This window comes from Pseudomonas beijingensis (assembly GCF_030687295.1).
GTDB classification, from domain to species: domain Bacteria; phylum Pseudomonadota; class Gammaproteobacteria; order Pseudomonadales; family Pseudomonadaceae; genus Aquipseudomonas; species Aquipseudomonas beijingensis.
Genome location: NZ_CP117425.1, coordinates 660,356 through 683,590, shown reverse-complemented (window position 1 = coordinate 683,590; position 23,235 = coordinate 660,356). Strand labels below are relative to the sequence as shown.

The following is a 23,235-nucleotide window of genomic DNA, read 5'->3' as shown; positions in this document are numbered from 1 at the left end:
CAATGAGTTCTACCTGCAAGGCCGAGGCGATCCGTCGCGAGCAAGCTTTGCTCCCACAAAAGCCCGGCTCCACATTGGAGCCGGTACAGTCTGTAAACAATCAGGCTTGCGTCAGCTTCGCCGCGGCCCGCTCGAAGCGGTCCAGGCCGGCGTCGATGTCGGCGTCTTCGACCACCAGGCTCGGGGCGAAGCGAATCACGTCCGGGCCGGCTTGCAGGATCATCAGGCCTTCCTGTTCGGCGGCGTTGAAGATGTCCTTGGCTTTGCCTTTCCAGGCGTCGTTCAGCACGCAACCAATCAGCAGGCCCAGGCCACGCACTTGGGTGAACAGGCCGTACTTCTCGCCGATCTGCTCCAGGCGCGCCTTGAACTTGGCGTGCTTGGTTTTGACACCACCTAGCACCTCGGGCGTATTGACCACATCGATCACCGCTTCGGCCACCGCACAGGCCAGCGGATTGCCGCCGTAAGTGGTGCCGTGGGTGCCGACGACCAGGTGCTTGGCCAGCGCTTCGGTGGTGAGCATCGCGGCAATCGGGAAACCACCGCCCAGGCTCTTGGCGCTGGTGAGGATGTCCGGGACCACGCCGTAGTGCATGTAGGCGAACAGATGACCGCTGCGGCCCATGCCGGTCTGCACTTCGTCGAACACCAGCAGCGCATCGTGGGCATCGCACAGCTCGCGGGCGCCTTGCAGATAAGCCAGCTCGGCCGGCAGCACACCGCCCTCGCCCTGGATCGGTTCCAGCACCACGGCGCAGGTCTTGTCCGAGACAGCCGCTTTCAAAGCCGCCAGGTCGTTGTAAGGAACGTGGGTGATGCCGGTAATTTTAGGCCCGAAACCGTCGGAGTACTTCGACTGCCCGCCGACGTTGACGGTGAACAGGGTGCGACCGTGGAAGCTATTGAGCGCGGCAATGATTTCGTATTTCTCGCTACCGAAACGATCGAACGCAACGCGACGGGCCAGCTTGAAGGCGGCCTCGTTGGCTTCGGCGCCGGAGTTGCAGAAGAACGCGCGCTCGGCAAAGGTTGCGTCAATCAGCTTATGGGCCAGGCGCAGGGCCGGCTCATTGGTGAAGACATTGGAGACGTGCCACAGCTTGTTGGCCTGCTCGGTCAGTGCGCCGACCAGCGCCGGGTGGGCATGGCCCAGTACGTTGACTGCGATACCGCCAGCAAAGTCGATCAGCTCGCGACCGGATTGGTCCCATACGCGGGAACCGGCGCCACGCACAGGTATGAAGGCAGCAGGCGCATAGTTGGGAACCATAACCTGGTCGAAATCGGCGCGTTGTACCGCGGCTTGCTCAACGGACATCGGAGTCTCCTGATGAGGAACACCCGCCTGGAACTGGCGGGCTTGGTAAGGATTGTAAGGACAGTTTTCAGCCCGGCCTTGCCGCCAAGCGACAACTTCTTATAGCGCCAACCCACGTTTTTCGCGGGTTTACGGCAATGCGACAAATAGCGTCGCAAAGGCGCAGTTTAAACGTTGCCAAGGGATTTGAGGCGCCCGCCTCGAGATTTGATTCAGACGCCTCCCCTTGCCAGCCACAACACTTGTGGCGAGGGGATTTATCTGTGGGAGCAAAGCTTGCTCGCGATGAACGATAACTCGGTCAGCCTGCACAAACGTGGCGCCTGCATCACGGGCAAGCCTTGCTCCCACAAGCCTTGCTCCCACAGACCCACTCACCACAAGGCGGCTGTGCCAACCCTAGCCGCGCTCGGACGGCACCGAGGACAATTCGAACGGGCTGCTGCTGCGTCGCTGGTTGCGGTCTTCCCGCGGCGTGGCGCCGAAGAAGTTGCGGTAGGCACTGGAGAAGTGTGGCCCCGAGGAGAAACCGCAGGACAGGCCGATCTGGATGATGGATTTGCTGGTCTGCATCAACATCTGCCGGGCCTTGTTCAGGCGCAGCTCCAGGTAGTACTGGCTGGGCACGCGGTTGAGGTATTGCTTGAAGATCCGCTCCAGTTGCCGGCGAGACACGCACACATGCTGGGCGATTTCGTCGGTGGTCAGTGGCTCTTCGATATTGGCTTCCATCAGCAGCACCCGCCTGGGTGAGCTTCGGGTGGCTGGAACCGAGGCGGTTCTGCAGCGGGATGCGCTGGCGCTCGCCGCCTTCGCGAATGCGCTCGACCACCAACTCTTCCGACACCGCGCCGGCCAGTTCCGCGCCGTGATCCCGGGCCAGCACCGCCAGCAACAGATCCAGCACCGACATGCCACCGCAAGCGCTCAGGCGATCGCGGTCCCAGTCGAACAGATGGCTGGTGGCGATGACCTTGGGGAAGCGCTCGGAGAAATCGTCCTGCCAGCGCCAATGCACGGCGGCACGGTAACCGTCGAGCAAACCCAGTTGGGCCAAGGGATAGACACCGGCCGACAAACCGCCGATCACACAACCGGCGCGTACCAGTTGCTTGAGGGCGCTACTCAGGGGCGAGGCCAGGGCGGTTGGTGGCTCATCGGCCAGCAGGAACAGCTTCTGGAACCCCTCCAGCTTGCCGGCCCAAGGCTCACCCGGCAGTTGCCAGGCGCCGTCGGCCGGGGGTTCGGCCTGCAAGAACGACAGCTCGTAGACCACATCCGGATGCACCCGCTGAGCGACACGCAAGGCGTCCTCGGCCAGCGCCAGCGTCAAGGCTTTAGTGCTGGGCCAAATCAGGAAACCTATTCGATGGGCAGTCATGGCGGGCGATCCGAAGCGAAAACAGTGTTAAAGCCAAAAGCGGCTGCAACCAAATTAGACCATCTGGCGCACGGTGCGCAGCATGACCCAAATCAGGTGCGTAACGGGAGCGATTACTTGAGGCTGCCCGAAAGAAATTGTTGCAGGCGCTCCGATTGCGGATTGACCAGCACTTCGCGTGGGTTGCCGCTTTCTTCGACGATGCCTTTGTGCAGGAACACCAACTGGTTCGACACTTCACGGGCAAAGCCCATTTCGTGGGTCACCACCACCATGGTCCGGCCTTCCAGGGCCAGGGCCTGCATCACCTTGAGCACGTCGCCCACCAGCTCCGGGTCCAGCGCCGAGGTCGGTTCGTCGAACAGCATCACCTCAGGCTCCATCGCCAGCGCACGGGCAATCGCCACGCGCTGCTGCTCGCCGCCAGACATGTGGCCCGGGTAGGCATCCTTGCGATGGGCCACGCCGACCTTGTTCAGGTAGTGCTCGGCCTTCTCCCGCGCTTCAGCCTTGGCCACGCCCAGTACATGCACGGGCGCTTCCATGATGTTTTCCAGCGCGGTCATGTGGGACCACAGGTTGAAATGCTGGAACACCATCGACAGCCGCGAACGCATGCGTTGCAGTTGCTTGGGGTCCGCGGCCTTCATGGCGCCATCCTTGCCGGCGACCAGCTTCAGCTCTTCGTTGTTGAGCAGAATCTTGCCGGCATGGGGTTGCTCAAGCAGGTTGATGCAACGCAGGAAAGTACTCTTGCCAGAGCCACTGGAGCCGATGATGCTGATTACATCGCCAGCGGCGGCTTTCAGGGACACGCCCTTGAGCACTTCGTGACTGCCATAGCGTTTATGCAGGTCTTGGACTTCAAGCTTGTACATGCGGTCGGTTCTCACAAAACGTCAGTCATTGAGCAGTCGATCGGATCGATGCGTTATCAGTGCTTGCGCGGGGCCAGGTAACCCAGCCAGCGGCGCTCGGCCAGTTTGAACAGGCGCACCAGGATGAAGGTCAGGCACAGGTAGAACGCGCCGGCCGTGATGTAGGCCTCGAACGGCAAGTAATACTGCGCATTCACCGTACGCGCGGCGCCGGTGATGTCGATCAGGGTCACGATGGAGGCCAGGCTGGTGGTCTGCAGCATCATGATCACTTCGTTGCTGTATTGCGGCAGCGCCCGACGCAAGGCCGACGGCAGCAGGATCCGGCGATACAGCTTGTAGCGCGACATGCCCATGGCCTTGGCCGCCTCGATCTCACCGTTGGGCGTGGCCCGCAGGCTGCCGGCGATGATTTCGGCGGTGTAGGCGCTGGTGTTGATGGCGAACGCCAGGCACGCACAGAACGTCGCGCTGGACAGCCACGGCCAGAGGAAGCTTTCGCGCACGACCGCGAACTGCGCCAGCCCGTAGTAGATCAGGAACAACTGCACCAGCATCGGCGTGCCGCGGATCACGTAGGTGTAGAGCCAGGCCGTCATGTTGACGATCGGCTGCTTCGAGACGCGCATCAGCCCCAGGGGCAACGCCGCCAGCAGACCAAAGAACAGCGACAGGGCCAACAATTTGAGGGTGGTCAGCAAGCCACTGAAATACAGCGGCAAGGCTTCATAGATGACGTTGTAGTCGAAGATCATAGATCAGCCGCCCTTACGCCTACCGAGTAGCGCTTCTCAAGGTGACGCAATGCCAGCAACGAGACACTGGTGATCACCAGGTACATCGCCGCCACTGCGAGGAAGAAGGTGAAAGGCTCGCGAGTGGCATCCGCCGCCTGCTTGGCCTTGAACATCATGTCTTGCAGGCCCACCACGGAAATCAGCGCGGTGGCCTTGGTCAATACCAGCCAGTTGTTGGTGAAGCCCGGAATCGCCAGGCGAATCATCTGCGGCACCAACACTCGGAAGAACACCTGGAAGCCGTTCATGCCGTACGCCATGCCCGCCTCGGCCTGCCCCTTGGGGATCGCCATGAATGCACCACGAAAGGTTTCCGACAGGTACGCACCGAAGATGAAGCCCAGGGTGCCGATACCGGCCGCCAGCGGGTTCAGGTCGATGTAGTCGTCATAGCCGAGCATCGGCGCCACGCGATTGAGCAGGTCCTGGCCGCCGTAGAAAATCAGCAGGATCAACACCAGGTCGGGAATGCCGCGAATGACCGTGGAATACAGGTCGCCCAGCCACGCCAGCCAGCGCACCGGAGAGAGGCGCAACGCAACGCCGATCAACCCCAGGACGATGGCCAGGGCCATGGACGACAAGGCGAGCTCAAGCGTCAACCATGCGCCATCGAGGATGACAGCCCCGTAGCCTTTCAACATGATTCAGGTCCTCGAAAGTGGGATGAAAAAATGGCGCAAACCGCAGAGATCCTGTTGCTTGCGCCATTTCGCACGAGTGGCGGGACGTCGTTACTTGCCGTAGATATCGAAAGCGAAGTATTTGTCCTGGATTTGCTTGTACTTGCCGTTCTCGCGAATGGCGGTGATCGCGCCATTAATCTTGTCTTTCAGGGCATCGCCCTTGCGAACCGCGATACCGATACCGTCGCCGAAGTATTTCTCGTCGGTAAAGGCCGGGCCGACGAACGCGAACCCCTTGCCGGCATCGGTCTTGAGGAAGCCGTCATCCAACAGCGTAGCGTCTGCCACGGTGCCGTCGAGACGACCAGCGGACACATCCAGGTAGATCTCGTTCTGCGAACCGTATGGCTTGATCTCGGCACCCAGCGGAGCCAGCACTTCACGGGCGAAACGCTCGTGGATCGAACCGCGCTGCACGCCGATGTTCTTGCCCTTGAGCTCAGCCAGGTTGTCGCCGACCTGGGTACCGGCCTTCATCACCAGACGGGCCGGGGTGTTGTAGTACTTGTTGGTGAAATCAACCGACTTCTTGCGATCTTCGGTGATGGACATGGACGACAGGATCGCGTCGATCTTGCGCACCTTCAGCGCTGGGATCAGGCCGTCGAACTCTTGCTCGACCCACACGCACTTGACCTTCATCTCTTCGCACAGCGCGTTGCCGATGTCGTAGTCGAAACCGACGATGCTGCCATCCGGGGCTTTGGAGGCGAACGGAGGGTAAGCCGCTTCGATACCAATCTTCAGGGGCTTCTCATCAGCGAAAGTCGGCAGGGACAGCACGGACAGTGCCAGGGCGCCAAGCAGCACAAGTTTCTTCATCTTGGGACTCCATCGGTAAAGGGCAAAAACGGCAGAGTGAGCGACAGCCCAATATGCGAATGGGTGAAACGAACGTTGGCGCTGCGTCCTAGGGAGCTCACGGTTTAACCAACGCGAGCCACGACGAGCGAGTGATCGGCATTCTAACGACAGGCCCGAAGCCGATATTTCTTCAATGCGACAACAAATTACAGAAGCACCGAGAAAGCTGTTCGAGCACATTGACAGCTCCGCAAATTCATGCAAGAGCAAAAGAAGGGAAACCGATCTATGCTGCAAATAGCGGGCCCATTATTCGCAAACCCTTCTAATCCGGCAAGCACAGCGTGTCGGCTTATTTTCTGAAACGCCTGGATCCGCCCTATGACGGGGCTTCACGTTTCACATCGCCCCGTTGTGGCGCCTTTGGTTACACATTTCGAAACACCGGTAACGTTCGGAAGCGTCCTGCTTTGAAGGTCGATATTTATTCGCCGACTGCTCCAGGCGCGCTGATTTGTGGGAGCAAAGCTTGCTCGCGATGCAAGCGCCTCGGTTTCTGAAGGACCGCATCGCCTGCATCGCGGGCAAGCCTTGCTCCCACAAATCGGGGATAAAGCCTCTCTCCACAAGGATCCACGCCGGACGCATAAAAAAGCCCCACCCGGCAAATACCGGGCGGGGCTTTTGGCGCTACATGCGACCGTCAGGCCACGTTCATGGTCTTGTGCGTCTCGATCAGATGCGCCACCACACCCGGATCGGCCAGGGTGGAGATATCACCCAACCCGTCGTACTCCGCCGTGGCAATCTTGCGCAGGATGCGGCGCATGATCTTGCCGGAACGGGTCTTCGGCAGCCCGGGCGCCCACTGGATCACATCCGGCGAAGCAATCGGACCGATCTCCTTGCGCACCCAGTTCTTCAGCTCCAGGCGCAGGGCCTCGCTGGTTTCTTCGCCGGCATTGAGAGTGACGTAGACATAGATGCCCTGCCCCTTGATGTCGTGCGGCACACCCACCACCGCCGCTTCGGCGACTTTCGGGTGGGCGACCATGGCGCTCTCGATCTCGGCCGTGCCCATGCGGTGACCGGACACGTTGAGCACGTCATCCACCCGACCGGTGATCCAGTAGTAGCCATCCTCGTCACGACGGGCGCCGTCACCGGTGAAGTACATGCCGCTGAAGGTCTTGAAGTAGGTGTCGACAAAACGATCATGGTCGCCGTACAGCGTACGTGCCTGGCCTGGCCACGAATCGAGGATCACCAGGTTGCCTTCGGCCGCGCCTTCGATCAGGTTGCCGAGGTTGTCCACCAACGCTGGCACCACCCCAAAGAACGGACGAGTCGCGGAACCCGGCTTCAACGCCGTGGCGCCTGGCAGCGGGCTGATCAGCACACCACCGGTTTCGGTCTGCCACCAGGTGTCGACGATCGGGCAACGCTCCTTGCCGACATTTTTGTAGTACCAGTCCCAGGCTTCCGGGTTGATCGGCTCGCCCACCGAACCCAACAGGCGCAGGCTGCTGCCATCGGCGCCTTCGACCGCGGCGGTGCCCGAAGCCATCATCGCGCGGATGGCGGTTGGCGCGGTGTAGAGGATGCTGACCTTGTGCTTGTCGATGACCTTGGCCACCCGGGTGATGTCCGGATAGTTCGGCACGCCTTCGAACAGCAGCGTGGTCGCGCCATTGGCCAGCGGGCCGTAGACGATATAGCTGTGACCGGTGACCCAACCCACGTCGGCGGTGCACCAGTAGACTTCGCCAGGCTTGTAGTCGAACACCCGCTCATGGGTCAGCGCCGCATACAGCAAGTAGCCGGCCGTGGTGTGCTGCACGCCCTTGGGCTTGCCGGTGGAACCGGAGGTGTAGAGGATGAACAGCGCTTCCTCGGCGCCCATTTCCTTCGGCGCGCAAACGGTGCCGGCCACCTTCATCAGGTCTTCGTACCAGATGTCACGGTGCTGGTTCCACTTGATGTTGCCGGCCGTGCGCTTGCACACGATGACTTTCTGGATGCTGCTGGTTTCCGGGTTGGTCAGCGCGTCATCGACGTTGGCCTTGAGCGGAATCTTCTTGCCGGCGCGAACGCCTTCGTCGGCAGTGATCACCACTTTGGATTTGCAGTCGATGATCCGGCCGGCCAGTGCTTCAGGGGAGAAACCACCGAACACCACCGAGTGAATCGCACCGATCCGGGTACAGGCCAGCATCGCGACCACGGCTTCAGGGATCATCGGCATGTAGATGGTCACCACGTCGCCGCGATGAACGTCCTGGCCGCGCAGGGCGTTGGCGAACTTGCAGACTTCTTCGTGCAGCTCGCGATAGGTGATGTTGCGGCTCTCGGACGGGTCATCGCCTTCCCAGATAATCGCAATTTGATCGCCGCGCTCGGCCAGGTGACGGTCGAGGCAGTTGTAGGAAACGTTCAAGGTGCCGTCGGCGAACCACTTGATGTCGACATGGTGGTCGTCGAAGGAAGTCTGCTTCACCGTGGTGAAAGGCTTGATCCAATCGAGGCGCTTGGCCTGCTCGCGCCAGAAGCCGTCCGGATTGACGACCGACTGCTGGTACATGGCCTTGTAGGTCGCCTCGTCAGTCAGCGTATTGGCCGCAACCTCGGGACGAACGGGATACACAGAAGCCGCACTCATCTTTCTTACCTCGGTGAATAGTTGTTTTTGTATGATCCCGTTGTAGCCCGGGGCGGGCCTATAGAACCATTCGACGATGGTAGTAACAAGTCCCTACAAAATGTCGGTACTAACGTGCAAGGCCCTGCCTGCCGGCATTTTCCTGTGGGAGTGAGCCTGTGGGAGCCGAGCTTGCTCGCGATGGCGGTGGGTCAGCCAATATCCATGCAAACTGGTCCACTGCTATCGCGAGCAAGCTCGCTCCCACAGTTGATCTCCATTGAACGCTCACTTTACGTCCAACGCCGCTCCCCCTGTGGGAGCCGAGCTTGCTCGCGATGACGGCGGCAAATCCAACATAGATGCAACAGACAACACCCGCCACCTGCAGCGATTGTTACCAGATCAACCAACAGTGTTTATCAAAACCACGGCTTTTTACGACACCCACCACCCCCTAAAATCCACCTCGCCAACCGGCAAACACGATTAACGCAACACAGCCCCCACGAAGGCCGTTAATCCAACTTCCAATACTTGCTCCACACGCAGCCCCAAAAAGGTTGCGTGACCCCACTCGACCTCAAAAAAGGTGAAATACAGATGAAAGCTTTATGGGTTCTGGTCCTCGGCAGCCTCTGCGCCACCGCCATGGCAGACGAGGCCCCGACCGACGCTGCACAGCAAAAACCAGCCATTGAGGAGTACACCTACTCCACCCACCTGGACATCGCCAAAGTCATCTCCATGAGCGACATCCCGAACGTCTGCGAAGTGGTCCCGGCCAAGATGGAATACGACGACTCCAAAGGCCAGCGCCACATCCTGCGCTACAGCATCATGGGCAGCGGCTGCTCCAACGGCTGATCACAACTGGCAATTTCCACGGCCCGATTCCGCTCGGGCCTGGTTGTGTCTGGAGCCACCAAAAACGGTCAAGAAACACAACATGTAGTGCAAAACCGCAAAAAACGCTGGTTTTTTGATCAAAAAAATCCGCGATCCGCTTCATGCAAAAAAAATCTTAAGCGGCCAAAGCCTTGTAAACCCTCGCTCCCACGCGGATCTGTCACTCGCCGCCCCTTCTGTGAGCCATTTCGCCGCAGCACGTAGGCAAAAAAGTCCTTATAATGCCGCCTCAAACGGGCCTGCAATATTCCCTTACAGGGGATCACGCCAGCCTGGAGCCCACGCAGAGGCCCATCGCCTCCTCGCGTTCACCGCCGCTCCGGAATGACCCGTACATTTTTCTGTTTATTGCCTGCGTCAGCTGCTGCAACAAACGATTTTTCAAGATCCACCGCGGCCAGTAGGCCTTCATCGGGCATCTGGCCCTCACGCAGGAGACGACACGTCATGCTGAGCTGGGACGAATTCGACAAAGAAGACAGCGGCGAAGTCGCGGTAAAAGGCGCTAACGCCGGCCACGCTTCCGAAGCCAACATGGACCGCCTCGACAGCGCCGGCGGTGCCGCCGCCCTTGAAGCCCGGGCCGTGACGGCCAGCGACTCGGCCGCGATCATTCGCGCCAAGGCCGCCCTCGACAAACTCGACGTCGCCGAAGGCCTCGCCGAACTCGAAGGCGCCTCCGCCCGTGTCGCCGTCGACGAAAAGCGCATGATCAACTGCCGCGCCGACCTCAACCAGCTCGTGCCCTTCAAATACGACTGGGCCTGGCAGAAGTACCTGGACGGCTGCGCAAACCACTGGATGCCGCAAGAAGTCAACATGACCGCCGACATCGCCCTCTGGAAAACCCCGGAAGGCCTGACCGACGACGAGCGCCGCATCGTGATGCGCAACCTGGGCTTCTTCTCCACCGCCGACTCCCTGGTTGCCAACAACCTGGTCCTGGCCGTGTACCGCCTGATCACCAACCCGGAATGCCGCCAGTACATCCTGCGCCAGGCCTTCGAAGAGGCGATCCACACCCACGCCTACCAGTACTGCATCGAATCGCTGGCCATGGATGAAGGCGAGATCTTCAACATGTACCACGAGATCCCATCGGTCGCGAAAAAAGCCGCCTGGGGCCTGAAATACACCCGTTCGATCTCCGATCCGAAGTTCGAAACCGGCACCCCGGACACCGACAAAGAGTTGCTGCGCAACCTGATCGCCTACTACTGCGTTCTGGAAGGCATCTTCTTCTACTGCGGCTTCACCCAGATCCTCTCCATGGGCCGCCGCAACAAAATGACCGGCGTCGCCGAGCAGTTCCAATACATCCTGCGCGACGAATCCATGCACCTGAACTTCGGCATCGACGTGATCAACCAGATCAAAATCGAAAACCCGCACTTGTGGGATGCCGAGATGAAGGAAGAAGCGACCCAGATGATCCTGCAAGGGACTCAACTGGAGATCGAATACGCGCGCGACACCATGCCTCGTGGGGTGTTGGGGATGAATGCGGCGATGATGGAAGACTATCTGAAGTTCATCGCTAACCGTCGCCTGTCGCAGATTGGTCTGAAGGAAGAGTATCCAGGGACGACGAACCCGTTCCCTTGGATGAGCGAGATCATGGACTTGAAGAAAGAGAAGAACTTCTTTGAGACGCGCGTGATTGAGTATCAGACCGGTGGGGCTTTGAGCTGGGATTGATTTGAAAGAAAAATCCTAGGCTCCACGCGTAACTAAAAACCCCGTGAAAACGGGGTTTTTGTATTTCTACAGGACCAAAACTGCGTTTAACTCTGGGACCGGCACACTACCTTTACCCTACGAAAAACTCAGAATCTTTCCGCATTGACGCCGTATCGTCGCGTTACCTATCTTAGTCGCAGGTGCCTAAGAAACGCCCAACGTAGTAGCTAATCGCCAAACATAGAACCGCGTACTGTCTAAGGACATTTGCAACTCTGTGTGGAGAAAGTAGCTAGTTGGGATTTCTCTTACATCCTCTACGTCGGGCTCGCGCCGCTAACCTTTGAACGTAGAGGTGGTGATGCCCACAAAAATTTCACCCCGCTCTCCGTATACCTCGGAGACCCATCATGCCTGATGCTTACATTCCGGCGGTTTTCACCCGTCACAACCTCCACCTTCACGCCCTGCTTCTGGAAAACCAACCTTGGTTTTGCGCCCGCGACCTCGGACGGTTAATGGGCGTACATCTGAACGAACGCATGGTCAGCAAACTGGATGAGGACCAGCGACACATTCTGCTGATTCGTTACCACGGCCAGCCTGAAAAGCGGCTGATGCTTAGCGAGTCTGGTGTGTATGCCCTGTTGGTTTATCACTACTCCCCAGGGAATCGCTTGCTGCGTGAATGGCTGACGCATCAGGTCGTACCAGCCTTGCGGGACGCACAGGTATCAAGCGATACCGAGCGTCCCATGCTGAGTGTTTTAGATTGGCCGGAGATCTCCTTAAGCCTGTTGCATTGGCAAAATGACGGCTGGATTCGACTTCGGGACATGCCGTATCTGTTGCTCAACCGGACTCGGGGTCGGTCGGTGGCGGCTAAGCCTTGGTGGCGTAGGTTGCTTGAGGTATTTCACGTTTCTGGGCATTCAGTGTCGTAGGACGCCCGAGCGAAAGCTCTGCCTCTTCTGTAGGAATTTTCATAGACAGCCGTAATGGCCTGTCAGTATCGTCCGAAGGTTTAAACCCTCGGCGATTGTTGAATACCGCATGCAGAATATCTCGGCGGTGTTGGAACAGATGGGGTTGCAGCGAATCAGCGGCTACATGCCTGCCAAGAACATTGGTGCAGGTGTGGCTCAGCGAATTCGCAAGGTGCTTGCTAATAAAGTGACACCTGGGACGGGAGAGTCTGCTCCAACCTCTGACCACATGACGTTGATCAGCCGGGCCACCAAGCTGCAAAAGAGAGGCCTCAAGATCGAGCCATCAGGGAACCTGAATCCGCAGCAAGTCAGTACGACCACGACGTCTTACGTTCGAGATCCTAAAGTCCGGGCGTGGGTTGCGGAGTTGGCTAAAGGTGTTTGCGAAGGTTGCGGTCAGAACGCACCGTTCCAGGTGGACGGGTTGCCGTTTCTTGAAGTGCATCATGTGAAGCATCTGGCTCAGAAAGGATCGGATAGCGTTGCTAACGCGGTTGCGCTGTGCCCGAATTGTCATCGACGTTGTCATCTTGCCAGTGACAGAGAGGCCTTCACTTTGTCGCTGTATCAGAAGGTTGGTCGACTGATCGTTGAGTGAAAAACATCCAGTTTTGTTGGACGAAAAAGAACACATGGGGATATGTAATGACGAAAAAAATAAGAAGTGAGGCCTTCGAATCGATTCACAGCTCGGCCGAAGCGCTGCTGAAAATCGGTGCTATCGACAAGGCCGCCATGCGAGAGTTTGATGAGGTCTGCATGGCTGAGGTATCTGCTGAAGTCTCAGTTCAAGAAGATTCGTCTGCACTCAGAACCGGCCCTCAAAACCCTCGATGATGTCCTCGGGTGCGCGGTCAAAATCCGCCGGCATCCGAATCCTCCCCTTCAACCGCCCAGGCTTGCGCGTCTGCGGTGTAGCGACATGGGGCAGCAGATTCAGATAAGGCTTGCCGGCCTTGGTGATCACTACTCTGTCGCCCTGCCATGCACGCGCGCCCCGTTGAAAGAGCTGAGCCTTTGCTTCTTGCAAGGTTACGTGTAGCTGTTCACTCATACGGTCCCCCCTTGTCATCGTCCATGGCCTTTGCAGTGCTTGGCAGAGTAGCAACTCTACTGAGCTGTCCTACGGACTTGCGTTTAGGATTGGCGCCGCGAACGGGCATTTTAGAGTCCGTTTTTCTCTGCTCTGGAGGTGGTGCGTAAAGGTTTATGGCAACCTTCGTCAGCCCTAGTCGCAGCCCGAACTTTCTCAGGATGGCTTCGAGGGTGTTAATGGTCGGGTTACCCTTGTCCTTCTCGATCTGGTACAGGGCCTTGGTCGACATGTTGCACATGGCGGCAAAGGTTTCTTGATCCAGGCCGGTCACCTCAAGCCGTAGCCGGCGGATAGCGGTTCCCAGGGTTTCGTTCCCTGTCACATGTTGCATGACGATGTCGTCAATGATTTCCCTGCGTCGTTCACCGGTGTTCTCTTTCATCGAAGTTTCTTATTCACTGTTTCCGGCAGTATATTGCCGGTTATCTGAAAGGTCGGGCTATAACCGGCATTATGATACCGATTCATACAAGTTGGGGCCGTAAAACCGGGGCTGCTTCGCAGCCCAGCGGGGATAAATCCCCTCGCCACCGGTTGGTGTCAGGGCGCAGGTGGGTGGCAGGTTTGATGGCCGCGTTGGGTTTTGGAATCGCGAGCAAGCTCGCTCCCACAGGGGGTTTGTGGTGGGTTGAAACTTTGGGTGCAGCCCGCTGCGTCCTTCGGTATTAATACACTTCCTCTCACGGACCCGAGCCCCGATGAAATTCGACACCGCCTACTGCCTCAGCCTCGATGCCAAGCTATCGATCTATGACGTTCGGGATCTGAATTTCGATGAGACCATGGCCTTCGATTCGGCCAAGGAGCGCTTTCAGTGCCCCAACGATGCGTGTCGGGCGGCGTTTGATGAAGAGAATCGGCTGACGACGTTCAACGCCAAGAACGTCAATTACATTCGCACGCCACACTTCAAGAACCAGCCAACGACCCAGCATATCGAGGGTTGTCCTTATGTCAGTCCGAAAACGCCGGGGTTGGGTGTAGAGAGTGGCGAGGCGGAAACGGATGACGACCGCGAGGAGCATTTTCCGTCGGAGCTGTTGCTGACTCGGCGTCAGTACGTGCGTAAGCCGTCCGATCTGCCGAAAAATGTTGAAGCGACTCGCCCTACGCCCCCTTCCGTATCGTCCCACGGTGATAACGCTCATTCCGCCCAAGATTCAGCACCGGACAAGACCAGCATCTTCGCCCATCCGGTGGAATGTTTCGTCTCGAACTTCGATAACAAGGATCTACTCAAGCGCATGCCGCTGAAGATTGGCGAGCACACGGCGCCCTATGGCTCGTTCTTCAAGAAGATCGAGTACTTACAGGACAACAAGGGCTTGATTTACTGGGGCAAGATCAAGGAGATCAAGGATTACACGTTGAGCTTTCGCATCGACTTCGAAGCGAAGGTCTGGTTCAAGCAGCCGGACGAGGCGAAGAAGAAGCCTTACTCGGTCAACGTTTACCTGAGCAAGAAGCTGATCGATAACTACCGCAAGCGCAAAGCGTTCCTGGCAGAGATCAAACATGCCATCGACAGTGATGCGTCGTTGTATTGCTTCTTTTATGGCGTCACGCCAGAGTTGAAACAGGTACCTAGCAAGAAGAACCCCGAAGAAACGTTCGGCGTGTTCAGTGCCAATATCGAGAACCTGGATCACTTCATTATTCGGGAGGCACCGGGATTAGCGGGCCAATAACGCCCCCTATCCCAGGCACATCCCAATCATCACCCCTATCAACAACCCCACATACACCCGCGCATGCAACCGGTCTGGTATCCGTCCGATCCAAGGCGTTGCCAGACGGATACCCAGGAGCGCGCCAAGTGTGAGCATAGCGAAGGCCATCAAGTCGACGTAACCGACAAACCACGGCCCCAAATCAAACTCGGTAAACCCGGCCATGGCCATGTAAGTCAGCGTCCCGGCCACTGCAACCGGCAAACTCAGCGGGTTAGCCATGGACGTCGCGCGGGACATGCTCAGCCCGCAACGGCGCAACAACGGGACCGTCATGACACTGCCACCCACGCCCAGAAAAGTGGCGATGGCGCCAACGCTGATCCCGCCTGCCGAGACCTCTGCCCTACCCAATCGCCGTGGGATTACAGCCTCAGACTGAGTCAGGAAACCGCGTCTGAACAAGCAGTCCAGAATGGTCACACCCAGATAAACAATGAAGGCATAGCGAATCACTTCGCTGCTCGCCCACATCGCGGCAACGGCGCCGACGATAGCGCCCAGGCCGATAAAGCCGCCCAACGGCCACACGTAGTGACGAATGAGGTTGCCGGCACGGTGATGCTTCACGGTGGCGATCAGCGCGTTGACGATCATCACGCAGGTCGAGGTGGCCACGGCAATGTGCATCGCCGATTGACCGATAGGATCGTCGGCACCGTGGCTGGCGGTGAGCATGCGGTACAGCAAGGGCACCACGACGAAGCCGCCGCCGAAACCGAACAACACGGCCGTCACGCCACTCAGGCAGCCGAAACAGGCAAGCAATACATAGAACATCGAGACGAATCCGTGAAATGGGAGGCGCCCACGATAGGTAAGAGACGCTTGGCCCGCTGTAGCAAACAGGCCAATAATGTTCGCGTTTACGCCAATCCCGAGTGGCCCATCGATGCGCAACAGTTCGATCGATTTATTGGATGCGACACCCAGGGCCGTCGTTGCGATCGGCACCGATTACGCTCATGGACAAGTGCTGCCGATGCATCGCCATCGCCGCGCGCAGTTGCTCTATGGCGCCACCGGGGTGATGCAGGTCAGCACGACGGAGGGCAATTGGGTAGTGCCGCCGCAACGGGCGGTGTGGATTCCGGCGGGGGTCGATCATGAAGTGCTGATGCTGGGCGTGAGCACCCGCAGCCTGTACATCGAACCGGCCGCGATAACGGCCATGGACACGCGGTGCCAGGTCATCAGCGTGTCGCCCCTGATGCGCCAGTTGCTGATGGAAGCCGTGGAGCTTGTGCCGGACTACGACGAGGCTGGGCGCGATGGCGTGCTGATCGATCTGCTGCTGCACGAACTGCAGCGCAGCGCCCATCTACCACTGCACCTTCCACTGCCCCAAGACCCGCGCCTGCTCGGCCTGTGCCAGGCATTTCTGAAACGCCCAGACGCCCATGTCTCGCCCGTGCAATGGGCGGCGCAATTGCATATCAGCTTGCGCTCGTTCAATCGGTTGTTCAGCCGGCAGACCACGCTAAGTTTCAGCCAGTGGCGGCAGCAGGCGTGTGTCATGGCGGCGTTGGCCCATCTGGCCGAAGGGGATTCGGTGACGCGCATCGCCCTGGATCAGGGCTACGACAGCCCCGCTGCGTTTTCCACCATGTTCCGTCGGGTACTGGGCCACGCACCGAGCGCCTGGCTGGAGAAGACCGCCGGTCATTGATCAAAAAAATGGGATTGATCCGGACTCAAAACAACTGTACAAAAACACAGTATTTTTTGAATCCCATCGCTTTGGAGCACCCCATGGCCTCTCTCGCAATCAAAACCACCCTGGAACGTATTGCTGTCTATCAATTCACCCCTGCTCACAGTGCACAGGCCCGAGCCATGCTGGGCTGGAGTGTCGAGGAGCTGTCTCGACAATCCGGCGTATCGGTCCAAGCCATCCGCCGCTTCGAGGCCGGTGGCGAGTTGCTCGATGTGACTCGCCTGGCCCTGGCGTTTCGCCTGGAGGCCGAGGGGCTGGTGTTCTTCCCCGGCTTCGCACCGGGGCGCGGCATGAACATCAAGGGCGCAACCCCGGACCCGATGGGGCGGTCCGATTACGCGATGATCGAATAACACTGACCGCAGGTGCTAGGCGATACCGGCCCGGTCCTGATACGCCGAGGGTTCCACGTCCAGCCACCAAGCGCGGCCACGTTGCGGCTGCGCCAGGGTGAATGCTTCGCCCATTTGCGGCGTGGCAATGCAAACGTTGCGCTCCCAGGCCAGGGCCAGGATGCGATCGAAGGGTTCATACCAGGCATGCATCGCCAGGTCGAACGTGCCGTTGTGGATCGGCAGTAGCCAGCGGCCCTTCAGGTCGATGTGAGCCTGCAGCGTCTGCTCCGGCTGCATGTGGACATGGGGCCAATCAACGTTATAGGCGCCGGTTTCCATCAGCGTCAGGTCGAAGGGGCCGTATTGTTCGCCGATGCGTTTGAAACCCTCGAAATAGCCGGTATCGCCACTGAAGAAAATACGTGTGGCGCCGTCGATCATCACCCACGAGGCCCACAAGGTGCTGTTGCTGTCGAACAGGCCGCGCCCGGAAAAATGCTGGGAGGGCGTGGCAATGAACTCGATACCGTCCACCTCGGTGCCTTGCCACCAGTCCAACTGACGCACCTTGCTGGCGTCGACGCCCCATTTGATCAAGGTGTCGCCTACACCCAGGGGCGCCAGGAAATAGCGGGTCTTGGCCGCCAGCTTGAGAATCGCCTGATGATCGAGGTGGTCGTAATGATCGTGGGAAAGGATCACCGCTTCAATCGGCGGCAACTCTTCCAGGCTGATGGGCGGCTGATGGAAACGCTTGGGGCCGACCCATTGCACGGGTGAGGCACGTTCGGAGAACACCGGGTCTGTCAGCCAGAATTTATCCCGCAGCTTGAGCAGCACGGTGGAGTGGCCGAGACGGAAGACGCTGTGATTCGGCGCGGCCAGCAACGCGGCGCGCGTCAGCGGTTGAACCTCGATGGCGCCCGCAGGCCGGGTAGCGCGCGGCTTGTGGAAGGTCATGTTCCAGATGATGCGCAGGGTCGTACCGAACCCTTGCCGCGGAGTAAGAGCATGATTGCGATACTTGCCCTGTTCGTGCCGGGATAAATGTTGGGCAGATGGGCTGTCGGTCGAAAGAGAGGGAATGGTCATGGTGCGATAACTCCAAGGACGTCGTCGCCATTGCGCTTCGCCGTTGTGGGACGCTGGATGGCCGTTGCATGCACGCTTAGCCGCCTGAGGAAAATCTACACCACTCGGGTGTAGTTTCCAGATTGCATGAATCCCGGGAGCAAGTAAACTGCCGAGTGTAAGTTCTCTCACCTCAACCGACGAATTGCCCATGACCGTGCCGCAGCGCCTTACCGAGCGAAAACGCGAAGCCATCCTCCAGGGCAGCGATTGCTGAATTCCGTAGCAGCGGTTTCGAGATCACCAGCATGGACAAGATCGCGGCGACTGCCGGCGTATCGAAGCGCACGGTGTATAACCATTTCCCGAGCAAGGAAGCGCTGTTTGCCGAAATTCTGAATCGGTTATGGAACAGCATTACCGCAGAACAGGACATGGCCTACAGCCCGCAAAAGCCGCTCCGAGAGCAGCTTCAAACGTTGCTGCAAGCCAAACTGCATATGCTGGCGGACGAGAATTTCCTCGACCTGGCGCGCATCGCCATCGCTGCGACGATTCATTCTCCGGAGCGAGCCCAGGACATGGTGTCGCGCATGGGCCAGCGTGAGGAAGGGCTGACGGCCTGGATTCGCCAGGCCCAGGCCGATGGCCGGTTGAAACCCGTGGAGCCGGCATTCGCCGCCCAGCAAATGCATGGGCTGCTCAAGACATTCGCCTTCTGGCCACAGGTTTCGATGGGCCAACCGAGCCTGCCCCAGGAGGAGCAGACCCAAGTGATCGAATCGGCCCTCGACATGTTCCTGAGTCGTTACCAGGCCTGAGGGTCAACCCCAACGCAGATTGCGCCCCAGCTCATCAAACAAGGTCACGACCGAACGCAAGGCCCGGCAGTCCGGGCGCGTCAGGAGCCACAGCGCCGTGTCGTAGCCCACCAGTGGTTCGCCAAGGGGCATCAAGCCCTGGTTTTCGTCGATCAGAAAGTCCGGCAGCGCCGCAACGCCCAAACCGGCCCGCACCAGTTCGGTGACCGAGAGCATGCTGTTGCAGCGATAGGCAGGCACTACGCCGGGCAAATGCTGGCGGCGCCAGGCCACGGTGGGGTGATCCGGGAGGAAATCGTCCGGCGCGATCCAGGTCATGGCGGCCAGGTCATCCGCATTCGCCGAGCGCAGGTATGTGGCGCCGGCACATATCCGGAACGTCACGTAGCCGAGGTTGCGACCGACCAGGTGTTCCGGCGGCGCACGGGTCAGTCGCAGCGCAATGTCGGCATCGCGGCGGCTCAGGTTGGCGAAGTCGTTCGAGGTGCTCAACTCAAGGCTCAACGCCGGATAAGCGGGCATGAAACGCGCCAGCGCCGGCAGCAACAACGCTTGCAGGACTGAATCACTGCACGTCAGGCGCACCGTCCCGCTGATGACCTCGCCGCCCTGCTCCACACCCACCCGCGCCGCCTCCAACGCCTGCTCGGCGCGCTCGGCTTGTTCGGCCAATGCCTGGGCCAGGCTCGTGGGCAAGTACCCGGAACGGCTTTTCTCGAACAAGGGCTGGCCCAGGGCTGCCTCCAGCCGACGTACCGAACGAAACACCGTCGACACGTCCACTTGCAGCAGCCGAGCGGCCCGCGCCAACGAGCCGCCACGGACCAGCGCCAGGATCAGGGACAGATCGGGATAGTCCAGACGATAGTGCGTCGTTGCATTGATCACTTGGGTAAACGCCAATATTGATTGCATGAACGCCAATCTATAGTGGCAACCAGGAATCAACAAGCGGCGAGCCTCCCATGGAAAAACAACATCCGTTAAACATCGCCCTGGTCGGCGACCACGATCCACACATCACCGCCCACCGGGCGATCCCCCTCGCACTTGAGCTGGCGGGCACACAAACCGGCCACGCCATTCGCTTGCAATGGCTGGCAACGTCGCTCATTACCGACAACGCCGTGCTGGAGGATTTCGACGGTGTCTGGTGCGTGCCCGGCAGCCCCTACCAAAACGAAGCCGGCGCCTTGCAAGCCATTCGTTTTGCCCGCGAACAGCGTCGCCCTTTCCTGGGCACCTGCGGTGGTTTTCAGCACGCCGTGCTGGAATATGCCCGCAACGTGATGGGGTGGGCCGACGCCGTCCATGGTGAAACCTCTCCAGAGGCTGAACGGGCGCTGCTGACGCCGCTGAGCTGTGCCTTGGTGGAAACCATCGACAGTCTTCAGTTCGAGGCGGGCTCGCTGATCGCCAATGCCTATGGCCGACAGACAGCGTTCGAGGGCTACCATTGCCGCTTCGGGGTCAATCCGGATTTTGAAAAAGACTTGCTGAGCCAGCGCCTGCACGCCGTCGCCCGGGATTCGGCCGGCGACTTACGAGCGGTGGAACTGCAGGACCATCCGTTCTTTGTCGCCACGCTGTTCCAGCCTGAACGTGCCGCACTGGAAGGCCGCGTGCCACCGCTGGTCCGCGGGTTTGTCGAAGCCTGCGCGAGGCAAGTGTCATGAGCGACCATTATTACGCAGTGATTTTCACCTCCCAGCGTACCGAGGGGGACCAGGGCTACGCCGAAGCCGCCGAGCGCATGCTCGCCCTTGCCCGGGAGCAGCGCGGATTTTTAGGCGTCGAATCGGCCCGTGGCGACGATGGTGTGGGAATCACCGTGTCCTATTGGAGCGATGAAGCAGCGATCCTGGCTTGGAAGCAGCATCCCGAACACAGCGCGATTCGTGAGCAAGGCCGATCCACCTGGTATACCCATTGCCATACGAGGGTGTGCAAAGTCGAACGGGACTATGCCTTCCAACGCCCAATCTAATGCCAAAACAAAAATCCCTGTGGGAGCGAGCTTGCTCGCGAAAGCGGTGGGTCAGCGCAACGATGCTGAATGTGCCGACGTCTTCGCGAGCAAGCCCGCTCCCACACTGAATCTCGGGGACTCACAGATCCTGCCTTCACCACAAATCCCCTGTGGGAGCTGAGCTTGCTCGCGATAGCGGTGGGTCAGCGCAACGATGCTGAATGTGCCGACGTCTTCGCGAGCAAGCCCGCTCCCACACTGAATCTCGGGGACTCACAGATCCTGCCTTCACCACAAATCCCCTGTGGGAGCTGAGCTTGCTCGCGAAAGCGGTGGGTCAGCGCAACGATGCTGAATGTGCCGACGTCTTCGCGAGCAAGCCCGCTCCCACACTGAATCTCGGGGACTCACAGATCCTGCCTTCACCACAAATCCCCTGTGGGAGCTGAGCTTGCTCGCGATAGCGGTGGGTCAGTGCAACGATGCTGAATGTGCCGCCGCCATCGCGGGCAAGCCCGCTCCCACACTGAATCTCGGGGACTCACAGATCCTGCCTTCACCACAAATCCCCTGTGGGAGCTGAGCTTGCTCGCGATAGCGGTGGGTCAGCTTGCAGCGATATTGAATGTGCCGCCGCCATCGCGGGCAAGCCTTGCTCCCACAGGGGATCTTGCTCAACTCACGGTCGTGGCTTCAGCTTTCCACCAATTGCCGCACCGCCACGATTTCCGGCAGGTCGCTGCGGGCCATGTACACCCGCAACGGTTCGGTGAGGTTGATCCGGTCGTCGATGTTCTGGTCCAACAGCAGCTGGATTCGCTCGCGCTTGAGGGCCATGGTGCCGTCTGCCACAGGGAGCCAGACAAATTCGCAGGTGGGGATGATGCCGTCGTCGGCCACGTCCATGCCGAAGGCGTCTTCGCTGAACCGCACGATGTATTGGCCGGTCTTGCGGTTCAGGCCGACAAATCCCTTGAGCTGGTCGGCGGCCTGGCAGATGAATGTCGAAGTGGTGCGCATGGTAAACCTCATGGATGCGTCCCTCGGGACGCCTGATCGATGGTTTACACGCAGGGCAAACGAACTTTAAGGTTTCCCTCTGCCGGGGAACTGGTGCGGCCAAGGGTACTGCAAAGCGGCCTGGAAATGCGTGGGAAAAATCCGCTTTGCATAGGTTTATGTCGGCGTAGCGATAGCGCCAACAGCGTTCAGTTGTTAAAAGATAGGTTTTTGCCCCCGACGAAAGGATCTCGAGCATGCCTGTCACCTTCACCCGCAGCGCCTTGGTGCTGAGCCTGTTGCTCGGCTTCGGTCAGACACAAGCCTCCGAAGCCCCGAGCCCCAAGGCCCTGGCAACCCTTCAAGGCATTCCACACCCGGCGGTCATCGCCCACCGCGGCGCCTCGTTCGACGCGCCAGAATCCACCGCCGCCGCCTACAAGCTGGCCCGCGATCTGGGCGCCGACTACCTGGAACTGGACCTGCAACGCAGCAAGGACGGGGTGTTGTTCGTCCTGCATGATGACAGCCTGCTGCGCACCACGGATGTCGCGAGCAAGTTTCCCGAACGCAAGGACAGCACCGCCAACGAATTCACCATGGCGGAACTCAAAACCCTCGATGCCGGCAGCTGGTTCAACACTGCCTACCCGGACCGCGCTCGCCCTTCGTTCGTCGGCCTGAAAATCCTGACCCTCGATGAAGTAATCAACATCGCCGAGGGCAATCCGCAGCAAAAACCGGGGCTGTACATCGAGACCAAGGAGCCGAAGCTGTTCCCCGGCATAGAGCGCGACCTGAAGGACAAACTGCAGGACCGCGGTTGGCTGAGCCCCGCCGGGTCCAAACTGGCCAAGCGCGCCATCGGTGTCGGCCAGGGCAAGGGCAAAGTGGTCTTGCAGACCTTTGAAAAAAGCAGTCTCGAACTGCTGCACAAAGAGATGCCGAAGGTGCCGAAGATCCTGCTGCTGTGGGTGGGCGAAGGCAACATCGAACCCAAGTCCAAGGTGACGTTTGCTGAGTCCGGCGAAACGGACAAGGCCGTCTATTACGCCAAGCAGGAACCCAAGGACAAGGCCGAGTTCGAGCAGTGGGTCCAGTATGCCAAGGCCCATGGCGCCATCGGCACTGGTCCTTCGGCGGCGTTGACCCATGGCGGCAGCCAGAGTTACTCGGACCTGGTGCAGCCGTGGATGAACCAGTACACCCATGACCAGGGTCTGCTGGTGCATGTCTACACCGTGGATGAGCCGGTGGACTTCAAGAAAGTGATGGAGGCCGGCGTCGACGGCATCTTCACCAATCGATCCAGTGAACTGCTCAAATACTTCAAACGTCCCGAAACAGGCAGTGTGACGCAACTATTGGAGAAGAACGGTTACTGAGTCGGAAGACGGTCGTCAGGAGACTTGCT

General features: G+C 59.3%; 23 protein-coding genes and 2 pseudogenes. 12 read left to right on the top strand and 13 right to left on the bottom strand.

The genetic code is table 11. The features are described 5' to 3' along the window. Positions 1-100: 100 nt before the first annotated feature. From PSH84_RS03175 to acs, 7 genes and pseudogenes are all read right to left on the bottom strand, one after another. On the bottom strand, positions 101-1,321 hold the full coding sequence (locus tag PSH84_RS03175) for an aspartate aminotransferase family protein (RefSeq protein ID WP_305468160.1): 1,221 nt from the start codon (positions 1,319-1,321) through the stop codon (positions 101-103). A gap of 399 nt (positions 1,322-1,720) precedes the next feature. Beyond that, positions 1,721-2,702, bottom strand: a pseudogene (locus PSH84_RS03170) (GlxA family transcriptional regulator). 113 nt (positions 2,703-2,815) lie between these two features. Further along, positions 2,816-3,580, bottom strand: a complete 765-nt coding sequence (locus tag PSH84_RS03165) for an ABC transporter ATP-binding protein (protein ID WP_053124413.1) — start codon at positions 3,578-3,580, stop codon at positions 2,816-2,818. Positions 3,581-3,636: 56 nt separating this feature from the next. Beyond that, complete coding sequence (locus PSH84_RS03160; protein ID WP_122569290.1) at positions 3,637-4,335, bottom strand: ABC transporter permease; 699 nt, start codon at positions 4,333-4,335, stop codon at positions 3,637-3,639. Further along, positions 4,332-5,021, bottom strand: coding sequence for an ABC transporter permease (locus PSH84_RS03155; protein ID WP_014339811.1), 690 nt, complete (start codon positions 5,019-5,021; stop codon positions 4,332-4,334). Before PSH84_RS03155 ends, PSH84_RS03160 begins: the two co-directional genes overlap by 4 nt. A gap of 90 nt (positions 5,022-5,111) precedes the next feature. Continuing rightward, the gene (locus PSH84_RS03150; RefSeq protein WP_122569291.1) at positions 5,112-5,885 is read right to left on the bottom strand and encodes an ABC transporter substrate-binding protein; all 774 of its coding nucleotides are present in this window, start codon (positions 5,883-5,885) and stop codon (positions 5,112-5,114) included. A 685-nt stretch (positions 5,886-6,570) separates the two neighbouring features. Beyond that, positions 6,571-8,526 carry an acetate--CoA ligase gene (acs, locus tag PSH84_RS03145; protein WP_122569292.1) on the bottom strand — a complete coding sequence of 652 codons (1,956 nt, stop codon included), beginning with the start codon at positions 8,524-8,526 and terminating at the stop codon, positions 6,571-6,573. Between the two features lie 582 nt (positions 8,527-9,108). Between acs and PSH84_RS03140 the strand changes: the two genes are divergently transcribed. The 5 genes from PSH84_RS03140 to PSH84_RS03120 all read left to right on the top strand — a co-directional run bounded on the left by PSH84_RS03140 (position 9,109) and on the right by PSH84_RS03120 (position 12,920). Further along, positions 9,109-9,372: a DUF2790 domain-containing protein gene (locus PSH84_RS03140; protein ID WP_305468162.1), complete on the top strand. Its 264-nt coding sequence runs from the start codon at positions 9,109-9,111 to the stop codon at positions 9,370-9,372. 489 nt (positions 9,373-9,861) lie between these two features. Continuing rightward, positions 9,862-11,112, top strand: coding sequence for a ribonucleotide-diphosphate reductase subunit beta (locus tag PSH84_RS03135; RefSeq protein ID WP_122569294.1), 1,251 nt, complete (start codon positions 9,862-9,864; stop codon positions 11,110-11,112). Positions 11,113-11,504: 392 nt separating this feature from the next. Next, positions 11,505-12,038 carry a BRO-N domain-containing protein gene (locus tag PSH84_RS03130; protein WP_305482274.1) on the top strand — a complete coding sequence of 178 codons (534 nt, stop codon included), beginning with the start codon at positions 11,505-11,507 and terminating at the stop codon, positions 12,036-12,038. Between the two features lie 109 nt (positions 12,039-12,147). Continuing rightward, a complete protein-coding gene (locus tag PSH84_RS03125) occupies positions 12,148-12,681 on the top strand; it encodes an HNH endonuclease (RefSeq protein ID WP_369530561.1) in 534 nt (177 codons plus the stop codon). Continuing rightward, on the top strand, positions 12,678-12,920 hold the full coding sequence (locus PSH84_RS03120; protein ID WP_305482273.1) for a DNA-binding protein: 243 nt from the start codon (positions 12,678-12,680) through the stop codon (positions 12,918-12,920). Before PSH84_RS03125 ends, PSH84_RS03120 begins: the two co-directional genes overlap by 4 nt. Here PSH84_RS03120 and PSH84_RS03115 read toward each other — a convergent pair. Both PSH84_RS03115 and PSH84_RS03110 read right to left on the bottom strand, forming a co-directional pair. After that, a complete protein-coding gene (locus PSH84_RS03115; RefSeq protein WP_305482272.1) occupies positions 12,892-13,137 on the bottom strand; it encodes a type II toxin-antitoxin system Phd/YefM family antitoxin in 246 nt (81 codons plus the stop codon). The genes PSH84_RS03120 and PSH84_RS03115 overlap by 29 nt on opposite strands. Further along, on the bottom strand, positions 13,130-13,561 hold the full coding sequence (locus PSH84_RS03110; RefSeq protein WP_305468170.1) for a helix-turn-helix domain-containing protein: 432 nt from the start codon (positions 13,559-13,561) through the stop codon (positions 13,130-13,132). The genes PSH84_RS03115 and PSH84_RS03110 overlap by 8 nt, the downstream gene beginning before the upstream one ends. A gap of 316 nt (positions 13,562-13,877) precedes the next feature. On the opposite strand from PSH84_RS03110, the gene PSH84_RS03105 reads away from it, so the two are divergent. Beyond that, positions 13,878-14,867 carry a hypothetical protein gene (locus PSH84_RS03105; RefSeq protein WP_305482271.1) on the top strand — a complete coding sequence of 330 codons (990 nt, stop codon included), beginning with the start codon at positions 13,878-13,880 and terminating at the stop codon, positions 14,865-14,867. 6 nt (positions 14,868-14,873) lie between these two features. Here the strand turns inward: PSH84_RS03105 and PSH84_RS03100 are convergent, their stop codons facing one another. After that, positions 14,874-15,689, bottom strand: a complete 816-nt coding sequence (locus PSH84_RS03100; RefSeq protein ID WP_305482270.1) for a sulfite exporter TauE/SafE family protein — start codon at positions 15,687-15,689, stop codon at positions 14,874-14,876. 112 nt (positions 15,690-15,801) lie between these two features. Between PSH84_RS03100 and PSH84_RS03095 the strand changes: the two genes are divergently transcribed. Together PSH84_RS03095 and PSH84_RS03090 are read left to right on the top strand one after the other, a co-directional pair. Next, positions 15,802-16,578, top strand: coding sequence for an AraC family transcriptional regulator (locus PSH84_RS03095; RefSeq protein WP_305482269.1), 777 nt, complete (start codon positions 15,802-15,804; stop codon positions 16,576-16,578). 83 nt (positions 16,579-16,661) lie between these two features. Then, positions 16,662-16,979 (top strand): helix-turn-helix domain-containing protein, encoded by a 318-nt coding sequence (locus tag PSH84_RS03090; protein ID WP_003204826.1) that lies wholly within the window; start codon positions 16,662-16,664, stop codon positions 16,977-16,979. Positions 16,980-16,994: 15 nt separating this feature from the next. On the opposite strand, the gene PSH84_RS03085 is transcribed toward PSH84_RS03090, so the two are convergent. Continuing rightward, positions 16,995-18,053, bottom strand: coding sequence for an MBL fold metallo-hydrolase (locus tag PSH84_RS03085; protein WP_305482268.1), 1,059 nt, complete (start codon positions 18,051-18,053; stop codon positions 16,995-16,997). Positions 18,054-18,243: 190 nt separating this feature from the next. Here PSH84_RS03085 and PSH84_RS03080 point away from each other — a divergent pair. Continuing rightward, positions 18,244-18,853: pseudogene (locus PSH84_RS03080) on the top strand (TetR/AcrR family transcriptional regulator). Positions 18,854-18,856: 3 nt separating this feature from the next. Here the strand turns inward: PSH84_RS03080 and PSH84_RS03075 are convergent. Further along, positions 18,857-19,804, bottom strand: coding sequence for a LysR family transcriptional regulator (locus PSH84_RS03075; protein ID WP_305482267.1), 948 nt, complete (start codon positions 19,802-19,804; stop codon positions 18,857-18,859). Between the two features lie 14 nt (positions 19,805-19,818). Here PSH84_RS03075 and PSH84_RS03070 point away from each other — a divergent pair, with 14 nt between their 5' ends. Together PSH84_RS03070 and PSH84_RS03065 are read left to right on the top strand one after the other, a co-directional pair. Beyond that, on the top strand, positions 19,819-20,529 hold the full coding sequence (locus PSH84_RS03070) for a CTP synthase C-terminal region-related (seleno)protein (RefSeq protein ID WP_305482266.1): 711 nt from the start codon (positions 19,819-19,821) through the stop codon (positions 20,527-20,529). Continuing rightward, positions 20,526-20,840: an antibiotic biosynthesis monooxygenase family protein gene (locus tag PSH84_RS03065; RefSeq protein ID WP_122569306.1), complete on the top strand. Its 315-nt coding sequence runs from the start codon at positions 20,526-20,528 to the stop codon at positions 20,838-20,840. The genes PSH84_RS03070 and PSH84_RS03065 overlap by 4 nt, the downstream gene beginning before the upstream one ends. Positions 20,841-21,515: 675 nt before the next feature. Here PSH84_RS03065 and PSH84_RS03060 read toward each other — a convergent pair. After that, positions 21,516-21,842 carry a DUF2025 family protein gene (locus PSH84_RS03060; RefSeq protein WP_122569307.1) on the bottom strand — a complete coding sequence of 109 codons (327 nt, stop codon included), beginning with the start codon at positions 21,840-21,842 and terminating at the stop codon, positions 21,516-21,518. Positions 21,843-22,078: 236 nt separating this feature from the next. On the opposite strand from PSH84_RS03060, the gene PSH84_RS03055 reads away from it, so the two are divergent. After that, positions 22,079-23,206, top strand: a complete 1,128-nt coding sequence (locus tag PSH84_RS03055) for a glycerophosphodiester phosphodiesterase (protein ID WP_122569308.1) — start codon at positions 22,079-22,081, stop codon at positions 23,204-23,206. The last annotated feature ends 29 nt before the right edge of the window (positions 23,207-23,235 follow it).

Bases quoted from the DNA above. Each gene is read 5' to 3' on its own strand.
- PSH84_RS03175 (WP_305468160.1), bottom strand. From the start codon at position 1,321: ATGTCCGTTGAGCAAGCCGCGGTACAACGCGCCGATTTCGACCAGGTT.
- PSH84_RS03165 (WP_053124413.1), bottom strand. From the start codon at position 3,580: ATGTACAAGCTTGAAGTCCAAGACCTGCATAAACGCTATGGCAGTCAC.
- PSH84_RS03160 (WP_122569290.1), bottom strand. From the start codon at position 4,335: ATGATCTTCGACTACAACGTCATCTATGAAGCCTTGCCGCTGTATTTC.
- PSH84_RS03155 (WP_014339811.1), bottom strand. From the start codon at position 5,021: ATGTTGAAAGGCTACGGGGCTGTCATCCTCGATGGCGCATGGTTGACG.
- PSH84_RS03150 (WP_122569291.1), bottom strand. From the start codon at position 5,885: ATGAAGAAACTTGTGCTGCTTGGCGCCCTGGCACTGTCCGTGCTGTCC.
- acs (WP_122569292.1), bottom strand. From the start codon at position 8,526: ATGAGTGCGGCTTCTGTGTATCCCGTTCGTCCCGAGGTTGCGGCCAAT.
- PSH84_RS03140 (WP_305468162.1), top strand. From the start codon at position 9,109: ATGAAAGCTTTATGGGTTCTGGTCCTCGGCAGCCTCTGCGCCACCGCC.
- PSH84_RS03135 (WP_122569294.1), top strand. From the start codon at position 9,862: ATGCTGAGCTGGGACGAATTCGACAAAGAAGACAGCGGCGAAGTCGCG.
- PSH84_RS03130 (WP_305482274.1), top strand. From the start codon at position 11,505: ATGCCTGATGCTTACATTCCGGCGGTTTTCACCCGTCACAACCTCCAC.
- PSH84_RS03125 (WP_369530561.1), top strand. From the start codon at position 12,148: ATGCAGAATATCTCGGCGGTGTTGGAACAGATGGGGTTGCAGCGAATC.
- PSH84_RS03115 (WP_305482272.1), bottom strand. From the start codon at position 13,137: ATGAGTGAACAGCTACACGTAACCTTGCAAGAAGCAAAGGCTCAGCTC.
- PSH84_RS03110 (WP_305468170.1), bottom strand. From the start codon at position 13,561: ATGAAAGAGAACACCGGTGAACGACGCAGGGAAATCATTGACGACATC.
- PSH84_RS03105 (WP_305482271.1), top strand. From the start codon at position 13,878: ATGAAATTCGACACCGCCTACTGCCTCAGCCTCGATGCCAAGCTATCG.
- PSH84_RS03100 (WP_305482270.1), bottom strand. From the start codon at position 15,689: ATGTTCTATGTATTGCTTGCCTGTTTCGGCTGCCTGAGTGGCGTGACG.
- PSH84_RS03095 (WP_305482269.1), top strand. From the start codon at position 15,802: ATGCGCAACAGTTCGATCGATTTATTGGATGCGACACCCAGGGCCGTC.
- PSH84_RS03090 (WP_003204826.1), top strand. From the start codon at position 16,662: ATGGCCTCTCTCGCAATCAAAACCACCCTGGAACGTATTGCTGTCTAT.
- PSH84_RS03085 (WP_305482268.1), bottom strand. From the start codon at position 18,053: ATGACCATTCCCTCTCTTTCGACCGACAGCCCATCTGCCCAACATTTA.
- PSH84_RS03070 (WP_305482266.1), top strand. From the start codon at position 19,819: ATGGAAAAACAACATCCGTTAAACATCGCCCTGGTCGGCGACCACGAT.
- PSH84_RS03065 (WP_122569306.1), top strand. From the start codon at position 20,526: ATGAGCGACCATTATTACGCAGTGATTTTCACCTCCCAGCGTACCGAG.
- PSH84_RS03060 (WP_122569307.1), bottom strand. From the start codon at position 21,842: ATGCGCACCACTTCGACATTCATCTGCCAGGCCGCCGACCAGCTCAAG.
- PSH84_RS03055 (WP_122569308.1), top strand. From the start codon at position 22,079: ATGCCTGTCACCTTCACCCGCAGCGCCTTGGTGCTGAGCCTGTTGCTC.